The 20,812-nt window shown below is 65.4% G+C and carries 19 protein-coding genes; 9 read left to right on the forward strand and 10 right to left on the reverse strand.

The features are described 5' to 3' along the window. The 10 genes from ACVOKU_RS18115 to ACVOKU_RS18160 all read right to left on the reverse strand — a co-directional run. A partial coding sequence (locus ACVOKU_RS18115; protein WP_481560552.1) for a contractile injection system protein, VgrG/Pvc8 family occupies nt 1-339 on the reverse strand: 339 nt, incomplete at its 3' end. A gap of 120 nt (nt 340-459) precedes the next feature. After that, nucleotides 460-810 carry a hypothetical protein gene (locus ACVOKU_RS18120; RefSeq protein WP_053520392.1) on the reverse strand — a complete coding sequence of 117 codons (351 nt, stop codon included), beginning with the start codon at nt 808-810 and terminating at the stop codon, nt 460-462. Between the two features lie 22 nt (nt 811-832). Next, a complete protein-coding gene (gene tssH / locus ACVOKU_RS18125) occupies nt 833-3,586 on the reverse strand; it encodes a type VI secretion system ATPase TssH (RefSeq protein ID WP_481560553.1) in 2,754 nt (917 codons plus the stop codon). Between the two features lie 66 nt (nt 3,587-3,652). Continuing rightward, nucleotides 3,653-4,744: a type VI secretion system baseplate subunit TssG gene (gene tssG / locus ACVOKU_RS18130; protein WP_481560554.1), complete on the reverse strand. Its 1,092-nt coding sequence runs from the start codon at nt 4,742-4,744 to the stop codon at nt 3,653-3,655. Beyond that, the gene (tssF, locus tag ACVOKU_RS18135) at nt 4,708-6,543 is read right to left on the reverse strand and encodes a type VI secretion system baseplate subunit TssF (RefSeq protein ID WP_053520395.1); all 1,836 of its coding nucleotides are present in this window, start codon (nt 6,541-6,543) and stop codon (nt 4,708-4,710) included. Before tssF ends, tssG begins: the two co-directional genes overlap by 37 nt. After that, on the reverse strand, nt 6,543-7,031 hold the full coding sequence (gene tssE, locus ACVOKU_RS18140) for a type VI secretion system baseplate subunit TssE (RefSeq protein WP_180877011.1): 489 nt from the start codon (nt 7,029-7,031) through the stop codon (nt 6,543-6,545). Before tssE ends, tssF begins: the two co-directional genes overlap by 1 nt. A 126-nt stretch (nt 7,032-7,157) precedes the next feature. After that, nucleotides 7,158-7,655, reverse strand: a complete 498-nt coding sequence (locus tag ACVOKU_RS18145) for an Hcp family type VI secretion system effector (protein ID WP_006465355.1) — start codon at nt 7,653-7,655, stop codon at nt 7,158-7,160. A gap of 146 nt (nt 7,656-7,801) precedes the next feature. Next, entirely contained in the window at nt 7,802-9,292 is a 1,491-nt protein-coding gene (gene tssC, locus ACVOKU_RS18150; RefSeq protein ID WP_053517619.1) for a type VI secretion system contractile sheath large subunit, read from the reverse strand. A 3-nt stretch (nt 9,293-9,295) separates the two neighbouring features. Continuing rightward, the gene (gene tssB, locus ACVOKU_RS18155; RefSeq protein WP_053517620.1) at nt 9,296-9,796 is read right to left on the reverse strand and encodes a type VI secretion system contractile sheath small subunit; all 501 of its coding nucleotides are present in this window, start codon (nt 9,794-9,796) and stop codon (nt 9,296-9,298) included. Between the two features lie 30 nt (nt 9,797-9,826). Next, the gene (locus tag ACVOKU_RS18160) at nt 9,827-10,447 is read right to left on the reverse strand and encodes a tetratricopeptide repeat protein (protein WP_180877009.1); all 621 of its coding nucleotides are present in this window, start codon (nt 10,445-10,447) and stop codon (nt 9,827-9,829) included. 237 nt (nt 10,448-10,684) lie between these two features. Between ACVOKU_RS18160 and tssJ the strand changes: the two genes are divergently transcribed. The 9 genes from tssJ (at nt 10,685) to ACVOKU_RS18205 (ending at nt 20,696) form a co-directional block, all read left to right on the forward strand. Continuing rightward, entirely contained in the window at nt 10,685-11,308 is a 624-nt protein-coding gene (tssJ, locus tag ACVOKU_RS18165) for a type VI secretion system lipoprotein TssJ (RefSeq protein ID WP_053517622.1), read from the forward strand. Between the two features lie 215 nt (nt 11,309-11,523). After that, nucleotides 11,524-12,858, forward strand: a complete 1,335-nt coding sequence (tssK, locus tag ACVOKU_RS18170) for a type VI secretion system baseplate subunit TssK (protein WP_053517623.1) — start codon at nt 11,524-11,526, stop codon at nt 12,856-12,858. Then, nucleotides 12,858-13,649, forward strand: coding sequence for a type IVB secretion system protein IcmH/DotU (icmH, locus tag ACVOKU_RS18175; RefSeq protein WP_414487528.1), 792 nt, complete (start codon nt 12,858-12,860; stop codon nt 13,647-13,649). The genes tssK and icmH overlap by 1 nt, the downstream gene beginning before the upstream one ends. Before the next feature lie 10 nt (nt 13,650-13,659). Next, nucleotides 13,660-16,578 (forward strand): type VI secretion system tip protein TssI/VgrG, encoded by a 2,919-nt coding sequence (gene tssI / locus ACVOKU_RS18180; protein WP_481560555.1) that lies wholly within the window; start codon nt 13,660-13,662, stop codon nt 16,576-16,578. A gap of 9 nt (nt 16,579-16,587) precedes the next feature. Next, nucleotides 16,588-18,384, forward strand: a complete 1,797-nt coding sequence (locus ACVOKU_RS18185; protein WP_481560556.1) for a peptidoglycan-binding domain-containing protein — start codon at nt 16,588-16,590, stop codon at nt 18,382-18,384. A 2-nt stretch (nt 18,385-18,386) separates the two neighbouring features. Further along, nucleotides 18,387-18,953: a hypothetical protein gene (locus ACVOKU_RS18190; RefSeq protein ID WP_128988022.1), complete on the forward strand. Its 567-nt coding sequence runs from the start codon at nt 18,387-18,389 to the stop codon at nt 18,951-18,953. Between the two features lie 218 nt (nt 18,954-19,171). Continuing rightward, nucleotides 19,172-19,606: a hypothetical protein gene (locus tag ACVOKU_RS18195; protein ID WP_481560557.1), complete on the forward strand. Its 435-nt coding sequence runs from the start codon at nt 19,172-19,174 to the stop codon at nt 19,604-19,606. A 134-nt stretch (nt 19,607-19,740) separates the two neighbouring features. Next, nucleotides 19,741-20,277, forward strand: coding sequence for a M949_RS01915 family surface polysaccharide biosynthesis protein (locus ACVOKU_RS18200; RefSeq protein WP_128988024.1), 537 nt, complete (start codon nt 19,741-19,743; stop codon nt 20,275-20,277). A 113-nt stretch (nt 20,278-20,390) separates the two neighbouring features. Next, nucleotides 20,391-20,696, forward strand: coding sequence for an I78 family peptidase inhibitor (locus ACVOKU_RS18205; protein ID WP_053517630.1), 306 nt, complete (start codon nt 20,391-20,393; stop codon nt 20,694-20,696). Nucleotides 20,697-20,812: the final 116 nt, after the last annotated feature.

A 20,812-nucleotide genomic window follows, 5' to 3' on the forward strand; every position in this document is an offset into this window, starting at 1 on the left:
CGCCAGCCACGGCTGCAGGCGCAGCCGGTAGCGTGCCAGGCCGCCATTGCTGCCCAGCCGCTCGGCGGCGGTGATGCGTCCATGCAACGGCCGCAGGCTGCCGTCGGCCTGTTGCATCTGCAGCAGCGCGCCCTGCCCGATCAGCGTGCCCAGCGGCAGGCCCGCATCCAGCGACAGCGCCGTGATCGTCCACTGGAAACCGATGCCGTCGATCTGTTCGACGCCATCCAGCGTTTCGGCCACCAGCACGTCGCTCCCCAGCGAGGTGTGCAGCCGCAGGAAGCGCTGTGCATGCGATGGGCCGGCCAGCGCTGCCCGCAGGTTGTTTACCAGGTCCATGGTGATTCCCCGACTTCCCGTGCTTCAAGGTGGTCTGCATGCGGCGTGCGCATCGGCTTCCTCCGGTTCCCGCTTCCGCGTGGCCTGCGCCCCTGTGGGGGCGACAAGCTCACACGATCATCAGGCGGCCTGGACGATTTCTTCCAGCTGCAGGCGGACGCCTTCGCTGATCTTCAGGCGGTAATCGCGTCCACCGGCCGTGATCTGCAGTTCGCGCACGTTGCTCACCAGCTGCGGCTTGCCCACGACCGGGGCATCCATGTGGATGCGCCAGGAACCGCGGCTGATCTGCGCGGCCACGTTGCGGGCATCCTGGCGGGCAGCGGGCACCGCGGTCTCCAGCAGCTCGATCACATGTTCGGGGCGCAGCCGGTTCCAGGCACGCACACGGTCCAGCTCACGGCCAAGGCCGAGTTCCAGGCTGTCACAGTGGTTGAGAGCCGCTTCGCGGTCGAATCCATAGAATTCCATTGCCTTCTCCATTTGCTCAGTGTCAAGACACTTTGTATTTGAAGTCACCCTTCTTGCCGGCGGTGACCTTGATGGCGTTGATCCGGTTCCCCTCGGCCATCGCCGCCAGCACGCTCTCGGCGATTTCCGGCAGCAAGGTTCCATTGAGGATGTGGTCAACGTTGCGGGCACCTGAGTCCACTTCGGTGCAACGCGCAAGCACGGCCTCCACCAGACTGTCGTCCCAGCTGAAGGTGGCCTTGTGGTTGGCAATGACGCGGTCGCGGATGCGACCGAGCTTGAGCGTGATGATCCGCGCAAGCACGTCATCGTTGATCGGGTAGTACGGTACGACCTTCAGGCGGCCGAGGAAGGCCGGCTTGAAGCTGCGCATCAGCACCGGGCGCAGCGCGTCGGCGAGCGCGTCGGCCGCCGGGATCTCCTCGGCCGGCTTGTTCAGGCAGGCCTGCATGATCTGCGAGGAGCCGATGTTGGAGGTCAGGATGATGAGGGTATTGCGGAAGTCGATTTCGCGGCCTTCCGCATCATCCATCACGCCCTTGTCGAAGACCTGGAAGAACATCTCCAGCACGTCGGGATGGGCTTTCTCCACCTCGTCAAGCAGCACCACGCTGTAAGGGTTGCGGCGCACGGCTTCGGTCAGCACGCCGCCTTCGCCGTAACCGACGTAGCCCGGCGGCGAGCCTTTCAGCCCGGACACGCTGTGCGCTTCCTGGTATTCGCTCATGTTGATGGTGATCAGCTTGCGCTCACCACCATAGAGAATGTCAGCCAACGCCAGCGCGGTCTCGGTCTTGCCGACACCGGAGGGGCCGACGAACATGAAGACACCGCGTGGCTTGTTCGGGTCTTCCAGTTTGGCCGTGGCGGTGCGCACGCGCTGGGCGATCGCATCCAGCGCGTGGTCCTGTCCGATCACGCGCTCGACCAGCAGGTTTCCGAGCGTGCGCACGGTACGGATCTCGTCCTTGACCATGCGGCCCAGCGGCACGCCGGTCCATGCCGACACGATCTCCGCGACCACGGTTCCGTCGACCTGCAGCGGGACCATCGGCGTCTCGCCCTGCAGCTCGCGCAGCTCGGCCTGCAGTCGCGCCAGTTCAGCATGCTGCGGCGACAGTTCCGGCTTGGCCCTGCCGCGCTTGGTGGCCGGCTTGGCCACGGCGACGTCGCCTTCACCGTCATCGCTGGGCGCTTCGCCATCGGCCGCCTGGGCCTGGCCCTGCTCCATCTGCTGGCGCAGCGCGGCAATGCGGCCTGCCAGTTCGCGCTCGCGGGTGAGGCGCTCCTCATTGCTGGCCAGCACCGCCTGCGCTTCCGCCTGCTGGGCATGCAGCTCGTCCAGGCGCTCGCTGTGCTGTGCACTGCCCCCTGCGGTTTCGCGCTGCAGCGCGCTGATTTCCGCCTCCAGGCGATCCAGGTGCTTGCGGGTGTCTTCGATGATCGCAGGCGTGGCGCTCTGTCCAAGCGCGACCTTCGCGCAGGCGGTATCGAGCACGCTGACAGCCTTGTCCGGCAGCTGGCGGCCACTGATGTAACGGTGCGACAGACGCACGGCTTCGGTCACCGCTTCGTCCAGCACGCGGATGTTGAAGTGCGACTCCATCAACCCGACCATGCCGCGCAGCATCGCTGCGGCCAGCACTTCACTGGGCTCTTCAACCTTGACCACCTGGAAGCGGCGGGCCAGCGCCGCGTCCTTCTCGAAGTACTTCTTGTACTCGCTCCAGGTGGTCGCCGCGATCGTGCGCAGCTCACCGCGGGCCAGCGCCGGCTTGAGCAGGTTCGCCGCATCGTTCTGGCCGGCGGTGCCCCCGGCGCCGATCATCGTATGCGCTTCATCGATGAACAGGATGATCGGATGCGGGCTCTTCTTGACCTCGTCGATCACGTTCTTCAGGCGGTTCTCGAACTCGCCCTTGACGCTGGCACCCGCTTGCAGCAGCCCCATGTCCAGCGTGTGCAGCTCGACACCCTGCAGCACCTCCGGCACGTCCTTGTCGGCAATGCGCCGGGCAAGCCCTTCGACCACGGCGGTCTTGCCCACGCCGGCTTCGCCGGTGAGGATCGGGTTGTTCTGGCGGCGACGCATCAGGATGTCGATCACCTGGCGGATCTCGCCATCACGGCCGATCACCGGATCAATCTTGCCCTCACGGGCGCGCTGGGTCAGGTTGGTGGTGAACTGGTCCAGCGCCGGCGTCTTGGACAGCCCACCCTTGGCCTCGCCGGACACGGCATCCTCGCCCTCACCGCCCTCTTCCTTCGCCGAGGCATCGGCGAAGCGGACGGTCTGCACCGCCTCCTGCGAGCCCTCGGTGAGCTTGGCGAAGTCGTGCTTGAGCTCTTCGCGCTTGAAACGCACGAACAGCTTCGAGCCACGGTAGGCCAACTGCGCCAGGTCCGGCTCGGTCAGCAGCGCCAGCAGCAGATGGCCGCTACGGATGCGGGTGGTTTCCGAGTCCAGCGAGGCGATCAGCCAGGCATGCTCGAACAGCTTGGGAATGTGCTGGGAGAACACCGGCGTGCGGCCGTTGCCGGTCTTGAACTGACTGATCTCATCGTTGAGATCACGCTCCAGCGATTCCGGCAGGATGCCGCTGCGACGGGCAATCAACACGAAATCGCTCTGCGGCTGCTCGAGCAGGGCCAGGAACAGATGCTCCAGGTCCACCTCATAGTTGCCGCGCGCCATGCACAGGTTCGCGGCCCGCTCGGCCGCCTGGCGGCAGGTGTCGTCCAGCTTGCTGATCAGGGTCTTGAGGTTGATGCTCATGCGGAAACACGCACTCCTTGCTGGAACCGTTCGAGGACCGCAGGCACGGACGCCTGCGGCGGGTTGTCATTGCAGCGTGTGGATGCCATAGGTGGTGTCCTCACGCGATGTGGTCTGCGCCTGGGTGCACATGTAGCTGTCCCAGCCCAGCCGAGCGCCGCCGCCGCTGCCGAGGGCGCTGCCCTGCACATCCTCGGCGCGCAGCACCAGCCGCACTTCGTACTCGAGAACGCCGCCGGTCAACAACGACAACCACTTGGACAGGGCTTCGGCCGCACTGCCGCCCGGCAGGAAGGCGTCGAACTGATCGCGCCGCAGCGGCCCGATGCGCAGTCGCATGCGCAGGTCTCGCTGCCAGACGCGATCGCCAGCCAGGGCACTCGCCCCCAGCACCGCATTGGCCTGGCCCAGCCGCGTTGCCTGACCGGCGGGCACCCGGTACCACGCGCCGACAAACTGCTCCAGGTGCAACGGCACCTGGAAATAGTCCGACAGGATGCGCTGCATCAGCACGGCCGATACGGGGCGCTGGCGCACGGCACCGGCGTAATAGGCAACGGCCTGATCGAAGATCTCGCCCTCGCCCTCGTGCAGGCGATCGCGCAGCTCGCTCATGCCCATGCCGAGCAGCGAGAGCACCAGCGGCAGGAAGCGCTCGCGGCGATCCAGTTCGTACTGCAGCGCCAGCCGATGCTTCTTCCACGCCGCGTAATGCAGCGATACGGCGCGTGTGGAGAAGATGTCCAGGAACGCGCGCGCGGTGCGGTCGCGCTGGTACAACTCGCGCAGCTGCAAGGTCTCGGTGTAATGCAGCGGCAATGCGCCAGCGGTGCCCAGCAGGCCCATGAACTGCGGAGTCAGGTGGACCTCGGCCAGTTCCTCGCCGTGCAGCGCCTGCTCGATGGCCTCGCGCCCCTCCAGCCGCTCGCCCTTCAGCGAGTAGACGTCACCCTCCGCGGACAGCTCGGTGGCCGGGAAGCCCAGCGACAGCGAGTTGCGGAAGCGCACGCGCATTGGAACGGCCTGGCCAGGCTTGACGCCTTGCCGCTGGAACACCTGCTCGAGCAACCGCACCGCCTGGAAGAACTGGAAGCGGTGGGGCTCGGTGAGCAGCTGCTGGGCTACGCCAGGATCGATTCGCCGCTGCGCGCTGGGCATCGGACGATCTCCTCCCCGCTGTCGCCGGAAACCAGCACCAGACGGGTAAAGCTGTTGGCATGCACATAAAGTGCGAAGAAGTGGTCCATCACCTGGGCAAAGGCGGCCACACCGGTACCCACGAAGTGGGCTTCATTGATCGTCAGGCGGATCTCCAGGCCACGCACCACCGAAGCGAACTGGCGACCGTGCATCCAGGTGGTGGTCGGGGTCTGCTGCAGCTCGAGGATGCCGTCGATCTGGCGAGCGGACACATTGCTGCCGGACAGGTCGTACAGGCGCAGCATCTCCTTCAGCGCTGGCAGGCCGCTGGCGGTCAGTGACAGCTGGTTCAACGACAGGTGCGAGATCAGGCGCCACTGCGCATTGCGGCCATGGCGGAAACGCAGCGGTTTGGTCGGCTTGCGCAGCAGGCTGATCGCTCTGGCCGGGCTTCCGCCCTCGATGTTCAGGTCACCACCGGCCACACCGAACGCGAGCTGGTTTGGCAGATCGCGGTTGCTGCAGGTCAGCTCCAGGCTGACCGTGTCGGTCTGCGGAAGCACCGGATTGAATGACAGGTCGACGAAGCTGATCTCCGTCTCGAAACCCGGACTCTGCCGTGCGACATCCTCGTCACGACGTGCCACCCAGTACTGACCGGTCCGCTCCGGATCTTCGCCATGATGCAGCGAGTAGAACGGACGGAAGGCCTGGATCAGCTCGCCCTGCGGTGTCTGCCGGATGCGGTGCACCGAGTCGATCGAGTGCACCTCGTAGGCGAAGGCGCGACGCGCGTCGGCCAGCACCGGATAGTTGACCGTGCGATGGGTGACGCGGATCGGCTCGCCACTGGTCCTGAAAAGGTTGACGATGGGGGTGCAGCCAAGGCGCACGTTGTGCGTACCCAGTTCCTCCAGCACCATCGTGTTGCCCCGGTCCTGGCCCTGCGCATGCAGCACCAGGTGAAGCGTGAAACGACGGCTGGCGCCGGCGGTCACTGTGGGCAGGTGCAGATCGACGAATCCGAACTTCTCCGGATAGGCGAACAGCTCGGTCAGCAGCCGGTACGCCGGATGCGAGCGCGCCGGGAAGTCGATCAGCGCCTCATCCTCGGCAAAGCCCACCGGGCTCAGCGGGACCTTTTCCAGGCGTCGCCAGCGGCCATCGCCATCGGATTCGACATAGGCCGCCTTTACCCCGAGCATCAGCGCATCGCGCAGAGCGGCCCGCACCGACGGCTCGCCATCCAGGAACAGGCGAAGCTGATCGGTGCCCAGCTGGCCGAAGCCGAGCTGATCGGACAGCAGCTGGAAGCCCAGCGAGATCTGGCCGCCGGTGCCCGCCGGCAGCGTCGTGGCCATCGGTGCATCGGCGACACTGCGGTAGACCACCTGCTGTACCCCGACCGGTGCCAGGACCACGTCGTAGGCGGTGCGGAAATCACACGGAACGCCACGCACGGGGCGGCTCTGCAGGGCGGTACCGCGGGGTACGCGCACCGGCGCGCTCAGTTTGGAGGCTACCCCTTCCATGTCGAAGTGGGCGATCGAGCACGACGGGAATGGGCGTAGGTAATGTGGATAGAGCACATCCAGCAGCGCGTCGGTGAACTCGGGATAGTCGTCCTCGATGCGCTTGGAAACGCGGGCACTGAGCAGCGCGAACGCTTCGATCAGCCGCTCGACATGCGGGTCCTGGCTGCCCTCCGCGGACAGTTGCAGGCGGCCGGCAATCTTCGGGTAACGCTCGGCGAACTCGCGTCCGTAACGACGGAGATAGGCCAGTTCGCGTTCGTAATAAGGAAGCAGGTCCTGCATCAGCCGGCCTGCGTGCGACGTGCGCGGGTGACCTGGTACTGCAGGGTCGAGGGCTGCAGCATCGCGTCGAAGCTGACCGGCTCGCGCGCCGGTTCCAGATCCAGCAGCGCATGGATGGTGAAGTGCAGGCCGCCGGCAAACTGATTGCCGGCGTCCAGGTGCACGTTGACGTTGCGGAGCCGGCGCTCGTGGCGCGCCACAGCCTGCTCCAGGGAGCGGCAGATGGCGGCGCGATCATAGGCGTTGGCCAGGCTCATCGCGGAGAAATCGGCCAGCCCGTAGGTCAGCAGCGACTGCCGGCAGTTGGGGAACTCCTTCATGTCGCCTTCCTGGAACGCGGCGCGCGAATTCAGCAGCCCTTCCAGGTCACGGGCAATGGATTCCTTGTACTGCTCCAGCGAGACGGACTTGAATACCGGCCCGGCGCCCGGCTGCTTGGGGGCGTCGTCGAACAGTTTTTCCAGCAGGCTGGGTTCGAGTCCCTTCATTGGTCGATCCACTCAGGTTCGGCATCCGTGCGGGCGGCAGCGGTGCGGCAGAGACAGGGCCGTTCCTGGCCCTGCCCGACGATCAGACTGCGATGGCGCACGAGGCGCCATCGCAGTGACACAACATCACACGGTGTAGTTCGGGATGTTCTTGGTTGCGCTCCACTGCGCCACGGTCTTGCCACCAACGCCGCCTTCCGGCTTCTGCTGCTGGTAAGTCCACTTGATGGCGCCGAAGCTCAGCTGAACAACTTCCTGCGGCATGCCTTCCTTGTCCACCGTCGTGGTGACGCGGTGGACCAGCACGTTCAGCAGCTCGACCGTGTAGTAATTGATCGCGTTGCCGTCCTTGTCGGCGCGCATGAACTGGATCTGCGCCTTCGGGAAGGTGGTGCCGTTGGAGGCGGCCTGGTTCAGGGCCGTGGAGGCGAGGTCGATCGACTTGGTGATTTCGATCGGGGACAGGTTCACGCGGGCAGCGGTGGTGCCGCCGGAGGTCGACGCGGTGGCCGAACGCGGCTGCAACAGGTCCTGCGAGAACGACTGGATTTCAATCCAGTCCTTGTGCTTGTCGTCGTGCGACTCGCCCTTGATGGTGTCAATCGAGAGGAAAGCGTGCTGCATATCTGGTCTCCTAAATTCCGTTCTTCCGTGAGATTTGATGTGCCAGGCGGGGGCCTGGCGGTTAAGGGGGGCTGCGCCCTCTTGAAATAAGCGTCACTGCAATCCGGGGAGCGGACTCCCCTGGACGCTTCAGTTACAGCAAACCGTTACGACTTTTTCGCGGACGCCGGCAGTTCGGCGACCAGACGCAACGAAACAGACAGCTCATCGAGCTGGAAATGCGGCCTGATGAAGGCCACCGCGCGGTAGACACCAGGCTTGCCCGGCACCTCCGAAACCTGCACAGATGCCTCGCGCAACGGGAACTGGGCCTTGGCTTCCTGCGATGCGTTGTCGTCCAGCAGCACGTACTGGGCGATCCACCGGTTCAGGAATTCCTCGACGTTGCCCGCCGATGCGAAGCTGCCGATCTTCTCGCGCATCATCGCCTTGAGGTAATGGGCGATGCGCGACACCGCGAAAATGTACTGCAGCTGGGCAGACAGGATCGCGTTGGCGTTGGCCGAATCGGTGTTGTACTTCTTCGGCTTCTGTGCCGACTGTGCGCCGAAGAACGCGGCGTAGTCGGTGTTCTTGCAGTGCACCAGCGGCATGAAGCCGAGGTCACTGAGTTCCTTTTCACGACGGTCGGTGATGGCCACTTCCGTCGGGCACTTCAGCGCGACTTCGCCATCATCGGTGCGGAAGGTGTGGGTCGGCAGGTCCTCGACCAGGCCGCCACCTTCCACGCCACGGATTGCCGCGCACCAGCCGAAGTTCTCGAAGGCCTGGGTCAGGCGCGCACCCATCGCATAGGCGGTGTTGCACCACAGGAACTTGCTGTGGTCGGCCGCTTCGATCTCCTCGACGAAGTTGAAGCCTTCGACGGTGGTGCCATCCTTCGGGTTGTACGGCAGACGGCCGAGGAAGCGCGGCATGGTCAGACCGACATAGCGGCTGTCCTCGCTCTCGCGGAACGACTTCCACTTCGCGTACTCGACCGTGTCGAACACCTTGGCCAGGTCGCGCGGCTTGCCCAGATCGGTGAAGGTTTCCAGGCCGAACATGCCTTCACTCGCTGCCGAAATGAACGGCGCGTGCGCGGCGGCAGCCACGTGCGACATCTGCTCGATGAAGTACATGTCCTCCGGCTGGCGGCCGAGGAAGTAGTCGCCGATCAGTGCGCCGAACGGCGCGCCACCGAAGGTGCCGAATTCTTCCTCGTAGACCTTCTTGAACAGCGCGCTCTGGTCGAAGTCGATGGCCGACTTGAAATCCTTGACCAGATCCTTCTGCGGCGAATTGAAGACCTTGATCTTCATGTTCGGGCCGGTTGAGGTCTGCTGGCACAGGTAATGCAGGCCTCGCCAGCTGCCTTCCAGCTTCTGGAACGGTTCGGCATGCATGACGGCGCTGAGCTGCTCGGAGATGATCCGGTCGATCTCGGCGATGCGCGCATCGAGGGTGAGGTTGAGGTTGTCGGAGACGACCACGGTGCCGTCCAGGACTTCCTTCGCCAGCGCGGCGATGATGTCCTTGGCGCGGTCATGCTCGGTCTTCGACTTGGCGACCTTGCTCTTCTCGACGATCTGGTCGAGCAGGCCGACGTCTTCGGCAACGGCGGCCTGCGTGGCCAACGGGCTGGCTTCGGCTGACATCGGTCAGTCCTCCTTGGTCACGCCGAGCTTCTTCAGCTGCTCGGTGTTGTTGAGCACATCGGTCAGCAGGTCTTCCAGCTTCTCGTTGCCGGCCAGCTTGTTGCGCAGGTCGGCAAGCTTGGTGCGCGACTCGAGCAGGCGTCGCAGCGGTTCGATCTGCTGGACCACCGCCTCGGGACGGAAGTCGTCGATGGAGTTGAACTTCAGCTCGACGCCGAATTCGCCGCCTTCGTCGCTGATCTTGTTCGGCACGCGATAGACCGCACGCGGGGCGATGCCTTCCATCACTTCGTCGAAGTTGTCCATGTCGACGCTGACGAACTTGCGATCCTTGACCTTGGGCAGCGGCTGCTCCGGGTTGCCGCTGAAATCGCCCATCACGCCGACCACGAACGGCAGTTCCTTCTGCTCGATCGCGTCACCCTTCTCGACATCGTAGGTGAGCTGGACGCGCGGCGGGCGGATCTTCTGCAGCCGCTTCTGGATGCTTTCCTTCTTGGCCATGTGTGTCTCCTGACTGGGGCCGGATCCGGATCAGTTGCCGATGTTCTGGAACGGATCGGAGTTGTTCGAGCGGGCAGCGGGCTTGGCCGGCTGTGCAGCGGGCTGTGCGGCAGCGGCGGGCGCGGCGGCACGGCCGGCACGGGCGCGGCTGCGCGGCTTCGGCTTGGGCGCCGGATCGAGAATGGCATCGCCCATGGTGTTGCGCAGGGTGGTGGCCAGGGTCTGCGCTTCCTTGCGGGCAGTATCGGAAGCCAGCGCGCCGCGCCCCTGCAGGCGGGTCAGCGACTGGTTGGCAATGCGGAAACCGGCCACCGTGATCACGCCATCGGCGACCAGATCGCTTGGATCGCGCTGCAGCACTTCCTCGGCAGCCACAATGGCGCGGGCATACTGGCCCTGGTCGAACTGCAGCTGAGCGATGCGCACCCACGGCTCCTTGCGCGTCGGATCGGCCTTCGCCGCTTCCTCGAATGCGCTGATGGCGGCATCCGCGCCACCGGTGGTGACCTGTGCTTCGGCATTGCTCAGCGTCGTTTCGAACGGCACGACCTCGGCCTTCTTCGGTGCCGATGAGCAGGCCGCCAGGCCCGACAGCAACATCAGCGCGAACATCGGCCGGTAGACAGCCTTCCCCATTGCCTTCACTTCCATAGTGATCCCTCGTCGAAATTAGTTCCTAAAGGAAGCCGGATCGCCGCCGATACACCGCACGGGATTCCTGCCCCTGTCGGCGGCAGTGTACATTCGCGAATACGCATCGGTATAGTGAATTTCGTCAAGAATGTGGCGGTTTTGATAGACACATTCTTCACATTCCAATGTGATATCCGCGAGCGAAATCCGTTGCATACGTGACTTTCACCCCGCCCTTCGAGCCGCCGACTCCAGATGAATGCGCAACTCTCCTCATTTCGCCGCGTGATATCCGTCACGATTTTCTCCTTCATTGTTTCGGGTTCCCTTGCCGGTTGCGCCAGCGACAGCAAGCTCGGGAAAGCGATGGACAAGACGTTGCAGGCCGTCGGCATCCGCGAGGAAAAGCCGAAAGCGCCACCGACCGTCCCATTGCGCCTGTACGCCGGCACCAACCTCAATGCCGGAAACGACAAGCGGGCGAGCGCGGCGGTGGTCAAGGTCTACCACCTGCGCAGCCTGCAACGGTTCGAGCAGGCGCCCTTCAACGCATTCCTGGACCAGGCCGGAGAGCAGGCCGCCCTCGGTGCCGACCTGCTGTCGGTCAATGAGGTGGTGCTGACCCCCGGGGCCCGGCAGGAATTGTCCGAGCAGCTGAGTGAAGGAAGTGCAGTGCTGGGCGTGGTCGCCCTGTTCCGCGCCCCCGCCGAGAACCGCTGGCGGCTCGCGTTCGACACCAAAGGCAAGACCCTGCCGCAGGACGGCGTGACCATCGGTGTCCACGCCTGTGCCCTGACCAGCGACAGCAAGGCCCTGCTCACACGACTTTCCGGCGATCCGGGCAGTCTTGCCTCGATCCGCTGTGCAGGCGCGAAATAGGACCGCGTCGGAATTCTGGCACTCAAATTGCCGCGATGCGATAGTATCTTCCGCGCAACGTTTGCCCCGCCGCAATCAATGTGCGATGTGATTCACATTTTCACATTGCAAGGCAGGGCCTTCGCCGCAGCGGAACGCGAGGACGGCGGAACCGGCCCCCAAGGGGCAACCTTTCAAGGTATTTCCAAGGATTGAATGTGGCTTATGTAAGCAGGATGTCGAAGGTTCTCTGGGGTGAAGGGCTGTTCCTGCGGCCCCAGCATTTCCAGCGCCAGGACGCATATCACGAGGCACGGCTGCAGGATCTTTCGCAGACGCTGCACCCGTACGCGTGGGGCGCGCGCCGCGTGCGTTTCGACCCCCATGCCTTGTCCGGCGGCACGTTGAGGCCGCTCGATCTGTCGGCGGTGTTTCCCGATGGCGAAACCTACGATGCCCCCGCCCACGACAGCCTGCCGGACGCGGTGTCGCTGCAGGATCTGCCGCCTGGCGTGCAGTCCACGGTGATCTACCTGGCACTTCCGCTGCTGCGCGATGACGGCGCCAACTGCACCGATGCGGAAGGCACCGTGCTTGCGCGCTATCGGCAGGCCAACCGCGATACGCAGGACCTGTTCACCGATGCGGTGGAGGCCGAACTGGCCTACCTGAGCAAGGCAGTGAAGCTGCTTACCGACGACCAGCCCCGTGATGCCTATGCCACCGTGCCGGTGGCGCGTGTGCGCCGCACCTCCAGCGGCGGCTTCGAGCTGGACGATGAGTTCATCCCGCCCTGCGCGCAGCTGCAGGCCTCGCCGTTCCTGCATCGTGAACTGCGTGCGGTGCTCGATGCGCTGCAGGCCAAGGTCGATGCGCTGTACGGGCTGCATCGGCAGACGTCGCAGAACATCATCGAATTCCGCTCGGGCGACATCGCGTCGTTCTGGCTGCTGCATACGATCAACAGTTCATTCAGCGCGCTGGCCCATCTGCTGCATCATCCGCAGCTGCATCCCGAGCGCCTGCACCAGGAGCTGCTGCGCATGGCGGGCGCGCTGCTGACCTTCTCCAACGCCTACCAGCTGGGCGACCTGCCGGTGTACCGCCACGACCAGCCGGAAGCTTCGTTCCGCAAGCTGCTGGAGATCGTGCGGGCACTGCTGGATACGGTGATCTCCACGCGCTACTTCAAGATCGCGCTGAACGAGGTCAAGCCGTCCTACCACCTCGGTCGGCTGGACTCGCAGCGGATCGACGGGAATGCCTCGTTCTACCTGTCCGTCTCCGCCTCGCTGCCGGCGCAGGAGCTGATCCAGAGCGTCCCGGTGCGCTTCAAGGTCGGCGCGCCGGACGACGTCGAGAAGTGCGTGCTGTCCGCACTGCCAGGCGTGAAGCTTACCCACGCCGCGCAGGTGCCGGCAGCGATCCCGGTGCGCCCGGGCAGCCATTACTTCGAATTCGATTCGCGCGGCGCGCTTTATGAGCGCATGCTCAAGGCGCAGTCGGTGATGATCTACGTGCCGGCCGGCATTGCCGAGCTGAAGATGGAACTTGTGGCGGTGACCTCATGATGAATTCCCCCCTGCCCCCGACCCCGGGCCCGATGCCGTCGCTGACCGCCAATGGCGCGATGGTCAATCCGACGCCGCAGGTGGCCAATCCGCAGAGCCTGCAGGACCTGATGTCCGACGGCTTCTACCTGCTGCTTCTGCTCAAGCGTGGCCAGTTGCCGCACGACGCAGAGGGCTTCGTGCAGACGGTGCAGAAGTTCCTCGATGGCGTCGAACGCAACGCGATGCGGCTTGGCGTGGCGTCCGAAGATGTCTACGCCGCCAAATACGCGTTCTGCGCCGCGGTGGATGAGGCGATCCTGTCGCAGCCGTCGCCGCTGCACGAAACCTGGGAACGCAATCCGCTGCAGTTGCGCCTGTTCGGCGAGCACCTCGCCGGCGAGCACTTCTTCGACCGGCTGGAAGAACTGCGCCGCCAGGGCGCGGCGCGGCTGCCCTCGCTGGAGGTCTATCACTACTGCCTGCTGATGGGCTTCGAGGGCAAGTACCGTATCGAAGGCACCGAGAAGCTGGGCTATCTGACCGCGCGCCTGGGCGACGAGATCGTCTACCTGAAGGGCAAGCGCCATGGCTTCGCCCCGCACGCGCTGCCGCCCGACAACGTGCGCCACGGCCTGCGCCGGGTCGTGCCGCTGTGGCTGCCGGCCGTGGTTGTCGGCTGCTTCGGCATCGTCGCGTTCTTCGGCATGCGCGCCTACCTCGGACACGAAACCCGTCAGCAGCTGGCCGCCTACAACGACGTGGTGCAGATGCCTGAGCGCACCGCCCACATTACGATCACCCTCCCATGAGCCTGACGATATGGACATCTCGCGCTCCACGCTGCTTGCTTCCCTCGCCTCGCTGTCGCATCGGGATCGCCTGATCCAGCTCAAGGGCCCCGACGAGGGCCTTGTGGTCGAGCGGTTTGAAGGCACCGAAGCGGTGTGCGGTGACAACCGCCTGCAGATCGATTGCCTGGCCACCGATGCGTTCCTGGAACTGGAACCGTGGCTGGAGCAGCCGCTGACCCTGCAGCTGCGCCAGGCCGATGGCGCGCTGCGGCAGTGGCACGGGCTGTGCACCGAGGCGGCGCAGCTGGGAAGCGACGGCGGGCTGGCCCGCTACCGGCTCACCCTCGAACCCTGGACCGCCCTGCTGCGCCTGCGCCGCAACGCGGTGATTTTCCAGGACCAGGACACCCGCGCGATCTGCGAGCAGATCTTCGCCGACTACCCGCAGGCCGCCTTCCGCTTCGACGTTCAGGCCCAGTTGCCGGCGCGCGCGATCACCACCCAGTACCGCGAGACCGACTGGGCCTTCGTCACCCGCCTGCTGTCCGAGGCCGGCCTGGCCTGGCGCATCGAGCAGGCGCAGGACGGCGACGCCGCCCACACCCTGGTGGTGTTCGAGCCCGGCGCCGAACTGCCCGATGTGGGCCGCGTGCGTTTCCATCGCGCGAACATGGCCGAGAGCAGCGATGGCATCACTGCCTTCGCCGAACGCCAGCAGCTGGTGCCCAACGCCAGTACCGTCGCCAGCTGGCACAGCGAACAGGTCAACGCCGTGGCGGCGCAGTCCAGTGCCGACGCCGGCACCCTGCCCGCGCTGGAGGTCTATGTGCAGCCGCGTGCCGGCCGCTTCGCCCAGCCCGCCTGGGCCGACGCCGAAGCGCAGGCGCGGCTGGACGCACTGCGCGTTGGCCAGGTGCTGTACAGCGGCAGCGGCAGCGAGCGCCAGCTGGCCGCAGGCAGCACCTTCAGCCTGGCCCAGCATCCGCAGCATGAGGGCCAGCGCTTCCAGCTGCTGGCCGTGCAGCATGTCGCGGTCAACAATCTGGACCAGGGCATCGCCGAGCTGCTCGGCAGCACCGATCTGGAGCGCGGCGCCTACCGCAACGCCTTCCTCGCCACCGGCGCCGGGGTGCCGCTGCGCGCCCTGCCGCAGGACCGCCCCACCCTGCATGGCCCGCAGACCGCACGCGTGGTGGGTGTGGCCAATGCGGCCGTCAGCCCGAACCGCGAACACCAGGTGCGCATCCAGTTCGGCTGGCAGCGCGGCAGCCAGCCCAATCCGGGCGGTCTGACCGACACCGGCAGCGCCCAGACCGGCCATGCGCCCGGCGACCAGACCAGCGGCAGCTGGGTGTCGGTGGCCGAATGGGTGGCCGGCCCGAACTGGGGCACGGCCTTCCTGCCGCGCATCGGCAGCGAAGTGCTGGTGGAATTCCTGCACGGTGACATCGACCAGCCGCGCATCACCGGCCAGCTCTACAACGGCGAGGTCGCCCCACCCTTCGGCGGCGGCATCGATGAGAACGCGCGCCATCCCGGCGTGCTCAGCGGCCTGCATACCCAAGCCCATGACGGCAGCGGCACCCAGCAATGGGTGATCGATGACACGCCGGGCCAGCTGCGTACGCGCCTGCACAGTTCGCTGGCCGACAGCCGGCTGGAGCTGGGCTACCTGATCGCGCACCAGAACACCGCCCGTGGCGCCCTGCGCGGCGAGGGCTTCGAGCTGGCCACGCAGGGCTGGGGCAACGTGCATGCGGCCGAAGGCCTGCTGCTGTCCGCCAGCGCGCAGGAGCAGGCCGCTTCCACGGTCATGGACAACGCCAGCGTGGTGGCGCAGCTCAAGGGCGCCGAGCGCAGCCTGGAGCAGATGCAGCAGACCCTGGCCCAGCAGCAGGTGCCCGGACTGACCGAGTTCGAGCGCACGAAGCAGCTGCGCGAGCAGATCGATCCGCAGGCACAGGGACGCTACGAAGGCGAGGTCAACGGACAAAGCGCGATGAAGCCGGGCGGCGATGGCCGCAGCCCGGGTGACCAGCCGGTGGAGCGTCTGGCCAAGCCGCTGCTGCTGGCCGAAGCACCGCACCACATCGCCTGGACCACGCCAGCCAGCGCGGTGGCCTACGCCGGGCAGAACGTGCAGATGACGGTGCAGCAGGATCTGCACATCAGCGCAGGCGAGACCATCGCCACGGTGTCCGGCGAGCACGTCTCACTGTTCGCGCAGAGCGGCCCGCTGCGGGTGATCGCCGCCCAAGGCCCGGTCAGCCTGCAGGCCAACGATGGCGAACTGGAGCTGCTGAGCGACCAGGCACTGACCATCACTGCCACCGATGACCGCATCGACGTGCTGGCGCAGAGCAAAGTGGTGCTGCAGGCCGGCAGCAGCGCGATCACCCTGGAGGGCGGCAACATCACGTTCAGCTGCCCGGGCGAGTTCAAGGTGAAGGCGGGCGAGCATCCGTTCATGGGGGCCGATACCAATCCCGCCATTCCCGAGCACCTTCCGCGCGGCACGCAACTGGTACCGCAACAATTCGGACTGCGTCTGGTCGAGCAGTTTGGCCTGCAGGGACTGGCCGGCAAGCCCTACACACTAGACATCGGCGGACAACACTTCGAAGGCGAGCTCGCCTCCGATGGCAGCCTGATGCATGAGATGCCCGAAGGTGCGAAGCAGGCCAAGCTGAAGGTGTTTCCGTTCGGCGCCGACAACCATCCTTGGGAATGGACACTCGACCTTGCCGCACAGAAGCAGACCGACGAGCACACCGGGTTGCAGTCACGTCTGAAGAATCTTGGATTTTACGATGGTGCGGTCGACGGCGACTTCGGCCAGCTCAGCCGCGTGGCCATGCAACGCTTCCACCAGGCGCGTGAGCTGGTTGGGCTGAACACGCCCAGCCTTCCCGGCGTCACCTCGCTGGGCAAAGACCACGACATCTAGGACGGATGCATGATCTACGGCAATCACAACCTGCAACGAGGCGACCACGACGGCACGCCTGCGAACAACCGGCCGCCTCGCTGGGGCGGCGTCGACAATCCGCCGCCACCCACGCCCACGAACGCGCAGACACCGCAGAACCAGGGCGGAGCGACACTGGCGATCCCGCAGCACGTGCGCCAGCTCCAGCAGGACCTGCGCACTCTGGGCTTCATGTTCGTCGGCACACCCGATGGTGGATTCGGCCGCGGCACCGAGTGGGCGGTACGGGAGTTCCAGATCTACGCCAGCATGGCCAATGCCGCGCAACTGAACCAAGGGCGGCTGCACGGCTGGCAGCCCCAAGCAGGTTTGACCGCACCGGAAGTAATGGCGCTGGGACTGCGCCCCAACTCCAATCCACCGGAAAGCTATCACGTCGCCTCATTGGACCGGGTCGCCAACGGATCGCGCTACACCGGCCCGATCAGCGGCGTGATGAACGCCGACACGCGTACCGCGATGGAGCACTGGCTGCGTAACAACTATCGCTGCCCGGTGGTCATCGAGGCATGGCAGGTTGCCACCGGCAACAACCAGCGCACCACGCCGTTCACCAACGGCATCAACATCTGGAACTTCGACGAGATCACGCAGGGCACCGTGCGCAATGCCGCCAATCGCGTGGTGGCGCGCGTGCGGATGTTCAGCAGGGACTTCACCGGTCATTACACACTTCCGAACGGCCGCCGCGATGACCAGTACCAGTCGCTGGGCAGCTACGCGCGATTCATGACCTACGGCGGTCCGATGAGCGAGGTGCCCAACCATACCTGGGCCGAAGCGGAAATGACGCCGGAACGCCTGATCGGTCCAGCCACCACCACGGCAGTGTTGGCCGCCACGCCCAACGGTGCCGCAGCATCCACCTACCGCGTTGTGCGTGCCACGGCGGAGCAGGAGTGCATGGGCATGTTCGACAGCATCAATGCCTACGACGACGCACTGGTCTCGCTCGGCCCCTGCCATTGGACCATGGGCCTGATGCCTGCCGGCGGCTATGACAACGGTGAGCTGCCCGGCTTCCTCGCCTACTTCCTGCATCGCAACCCGGCCGACTACCAGCGTTATCTCGGCAATCTGGGTCTTTATCCGGCCACGGCCTGGGCAGGCGTCAACACGGGGCCGCTCTGGGACCGCACTGGCCGCAAGTATGTGGGTTGGATCCGCCATCACGACGAACAGACGCGGCCTGCGCAGGCGGCGACCGGCCTGGCCCAGCTGCCCATGGTCGACCGGGCAACCGTGGAGGCCAACTACTTCAAGACCTGGCACTGGTTCTACCGGCTGGCCATGATTGGCCGCACCTGCGCGAACTTCCAGCAGGCGATGTGGGACATGGTCCGCTTCCGCATCCGCGACATCCGCTCGGCCCCCATTGCGGTCAATGTGGGTGCCGTCCATATCAACGGCACGCTGGGTGATATCTACACCTCGGAAAAATCGGTCGCGATCCTGCTTCGCTGGCATATCTTCCGTCCAGGCCACGTGACCGGCGCCCGCGTCAGGGATTCGTTGACCCGCGCCATCAATGGCCATGCCCAGTTGAACTGGGCGACGGCACCTGCGCAGTGGACCAACGCACACGAACAGGCGATCACGGCGCAGCTGCTCACCGACGCGCTTACCGTCAACGACACGCAGGACCGCCTCGCCAACTGGCCTACCTATGCCGGGCGCAACAGCCGCAACTACACCCTCAACAACGAGCTGGGCGCGCTGCGTGATGGCCGCGGCTCCTTCCACTTCGATACCACGGGAATATGACGATGCCTTCCGTCCTTCGAGCCGCCCCGCTGCTGGCCGGTCTTTGCCTGGCCGCCTCCTGTGCGGCCAAGCCCCCTGTTGCCGATACCCTGGACCGCGCCTGCGCCGCGGTCTCCATCGACGATCGGATCGAACTCCTTCCCCTGGAAGGAAAGCACGTCAGCGCCTGTCCGCCCGGCGACGATGAAGGCTGCCCGTACAGCGGCCAGCAGGGAAAAACATCGCTGAGCGACACACCGGACCTGAACAAGGATGGACGCAAGGATGCCATCCTGACTTACTTCGGCAGCAGTTATGGCGATATCGACGTGACCGACAAGCTGGTCCTGGCCCAATGCAAGGACGGAACCTACATCCGACTTCTGGAAGGAAAGTTCACAACACTGGTCGCTCCGGCCGTGCCGCATGCCACGTGGCCGGTTCTGGAAGCAACGCGGGACTGCCCGCAGGCTCACGGTGATGGGGTCCGCACCGAAAAAATCCAGCTGAACTTCGACCCCAGGACGGCGAAGTATCGTGGACCAGCCGGACTGAATCTGGCCGTGGCGTGCCCGGCCCAGGGCCTTTGACAGGCGCTTGGCGTGATCGCGGCTCACCGCGCGAAGCGGGCGCGATGAATGGCCGGGACGTGACGGACGATTATGGTTCCCATGGTCATGCGAAGAAGCATCCCCCCCACAGGCTTGCCGCTTTCGTTACCCTCTTCTGCCTTGCGGCCTCCGCGTGCTCTTCCGCGCGGAGAGACAACGCGCTGAAAATCCATGCGCCCCAAGGAGTCTCCGTGACAGTGGACCGTTCGACTGCACGCGGCTATCCGCAGACCCGGTGCTTTGATTTCCAGCAAAAGGGCCGGAGCGTGGGATTTCTCTGCTCGTCTTCCAGCACCCGGTTCGTCACCGATTTCGGCATTACAGCAACAACCGGGTCCGTTGATGGTCAGGAGCATTTCCAGGTCGCCACGGGCATGTCGACGTACGAAATGAAGCCAGCCACCATCGACGGCCGCATGTTGTTCACTGCGGAAGTGGACTGTGATGAGGGAGACGGTCCGCTCTCTCGTGCTACCTCAACTTGCCATGTGGCATTCATGCCTCGGGCCGGTGCGCACGTCTTGTACAGCAATTTCGTTCTCAGAAACAATGCCACCTCGGCATCCGGCGTTGATGCGAGGACGGTCATGGGAATCTGGGAGGATCTGAGCAATGCGCTTGGTGGGCCTTGATGAGCGGGGTCGCAGAACGCACTGCCACACCCGGCCACTGTCTCCTGGCTGCGTTCGTGCTGCTGTTGGCTGGCTGTGACGCGTCGCCGACACAGCCCACATTTGAGACATTTCCCGCATCGCACGAGAGGCAGTTGAAGGGTCTGTACACCGGCACCCTGCTCAAGCAGGTGGCATTCAAGGACGTCGATGGCGCGGGCTTGCTGCTGCTTTCGGTCAGCGATCAGGCAGTGCCGGCACACGGCGACGACGAACCGATGGATCAGATCACGCTGCGTGCAGAGCTGTTCCGGCGCGCGGATGAGGCGGCGCCTTGGATGTCGCGGTGGAGTGTGGAGGATCCGGTCCAATGCGATGGCTTGGACCTGGAGGCCGGCTATTTCCTGGATCAGGTAACCGCAACCGACCTGGACAACGATGGTCGCGCCGAAGTGACCGTCGCCAGCCACAGCTTCTGTGGCGGTGGCGTTGACCCGCGGCAGCTTCGGATCGGTCTTCACCAGGGTGAGCAGTACTACGAAGTGCGGGGTGAATCACAGGTAGAGGTGGAAGGCGATGCCCCCCTCGGTGGTGAGCGCCACGACGCCCCCGAACTGGCAAGGGCGCCGGTTCCGCTGCGCACCCACATGGACAGGGTGTGGGAGGCGATCAAGTACGGCCCATCACCATGACGGGGTCCGACGCCAATGCCTGCACACACCGACTGACACGCTTTGATCCAACGCATGCCGTCGCCACGGGCAGGGTGCTATGGTGGCGCCACCATCTCGCAGGAGCGCCGCTCATGACCCGTTTCCGTTCCGTCGGCCTTGCCCTGGCCGCAGTCGCCACGCCGATGCTGCTCGCCGCCTGTGTGAGTACGCCCGGGCCGGAGGTGAAGGGCACCGGCCGCTGCGACGCCAGCCAGCTTGGCTGGGCAATCGGCCAGCCGGGCAATGAGGAGAACATGCGTCGTCTGTCGCGTGAGAGCGGTGCCGGCCTGGTCAACCCGATAGGCCCGACCACGATTACCACCAAGGATATCCGTCCGGATCGCCTGCGCGTCTACATGGACAAGGACAACATCATCACAGCAGCCCGCTGCGAGTAACCACCGCGCGGGCTTCTGTAGAGCCGAGGCCCCCCGCGGCGGGCCCCGGACCACCGCCCCGCGGGGGCGGGGGGCGACCCCGAACCCCCGGCGGGGCGGGGCCCCGGGTCACGGCG

This window comes from Stenotrophomonas sp. STEN147, from assembly GCF_056757995.1.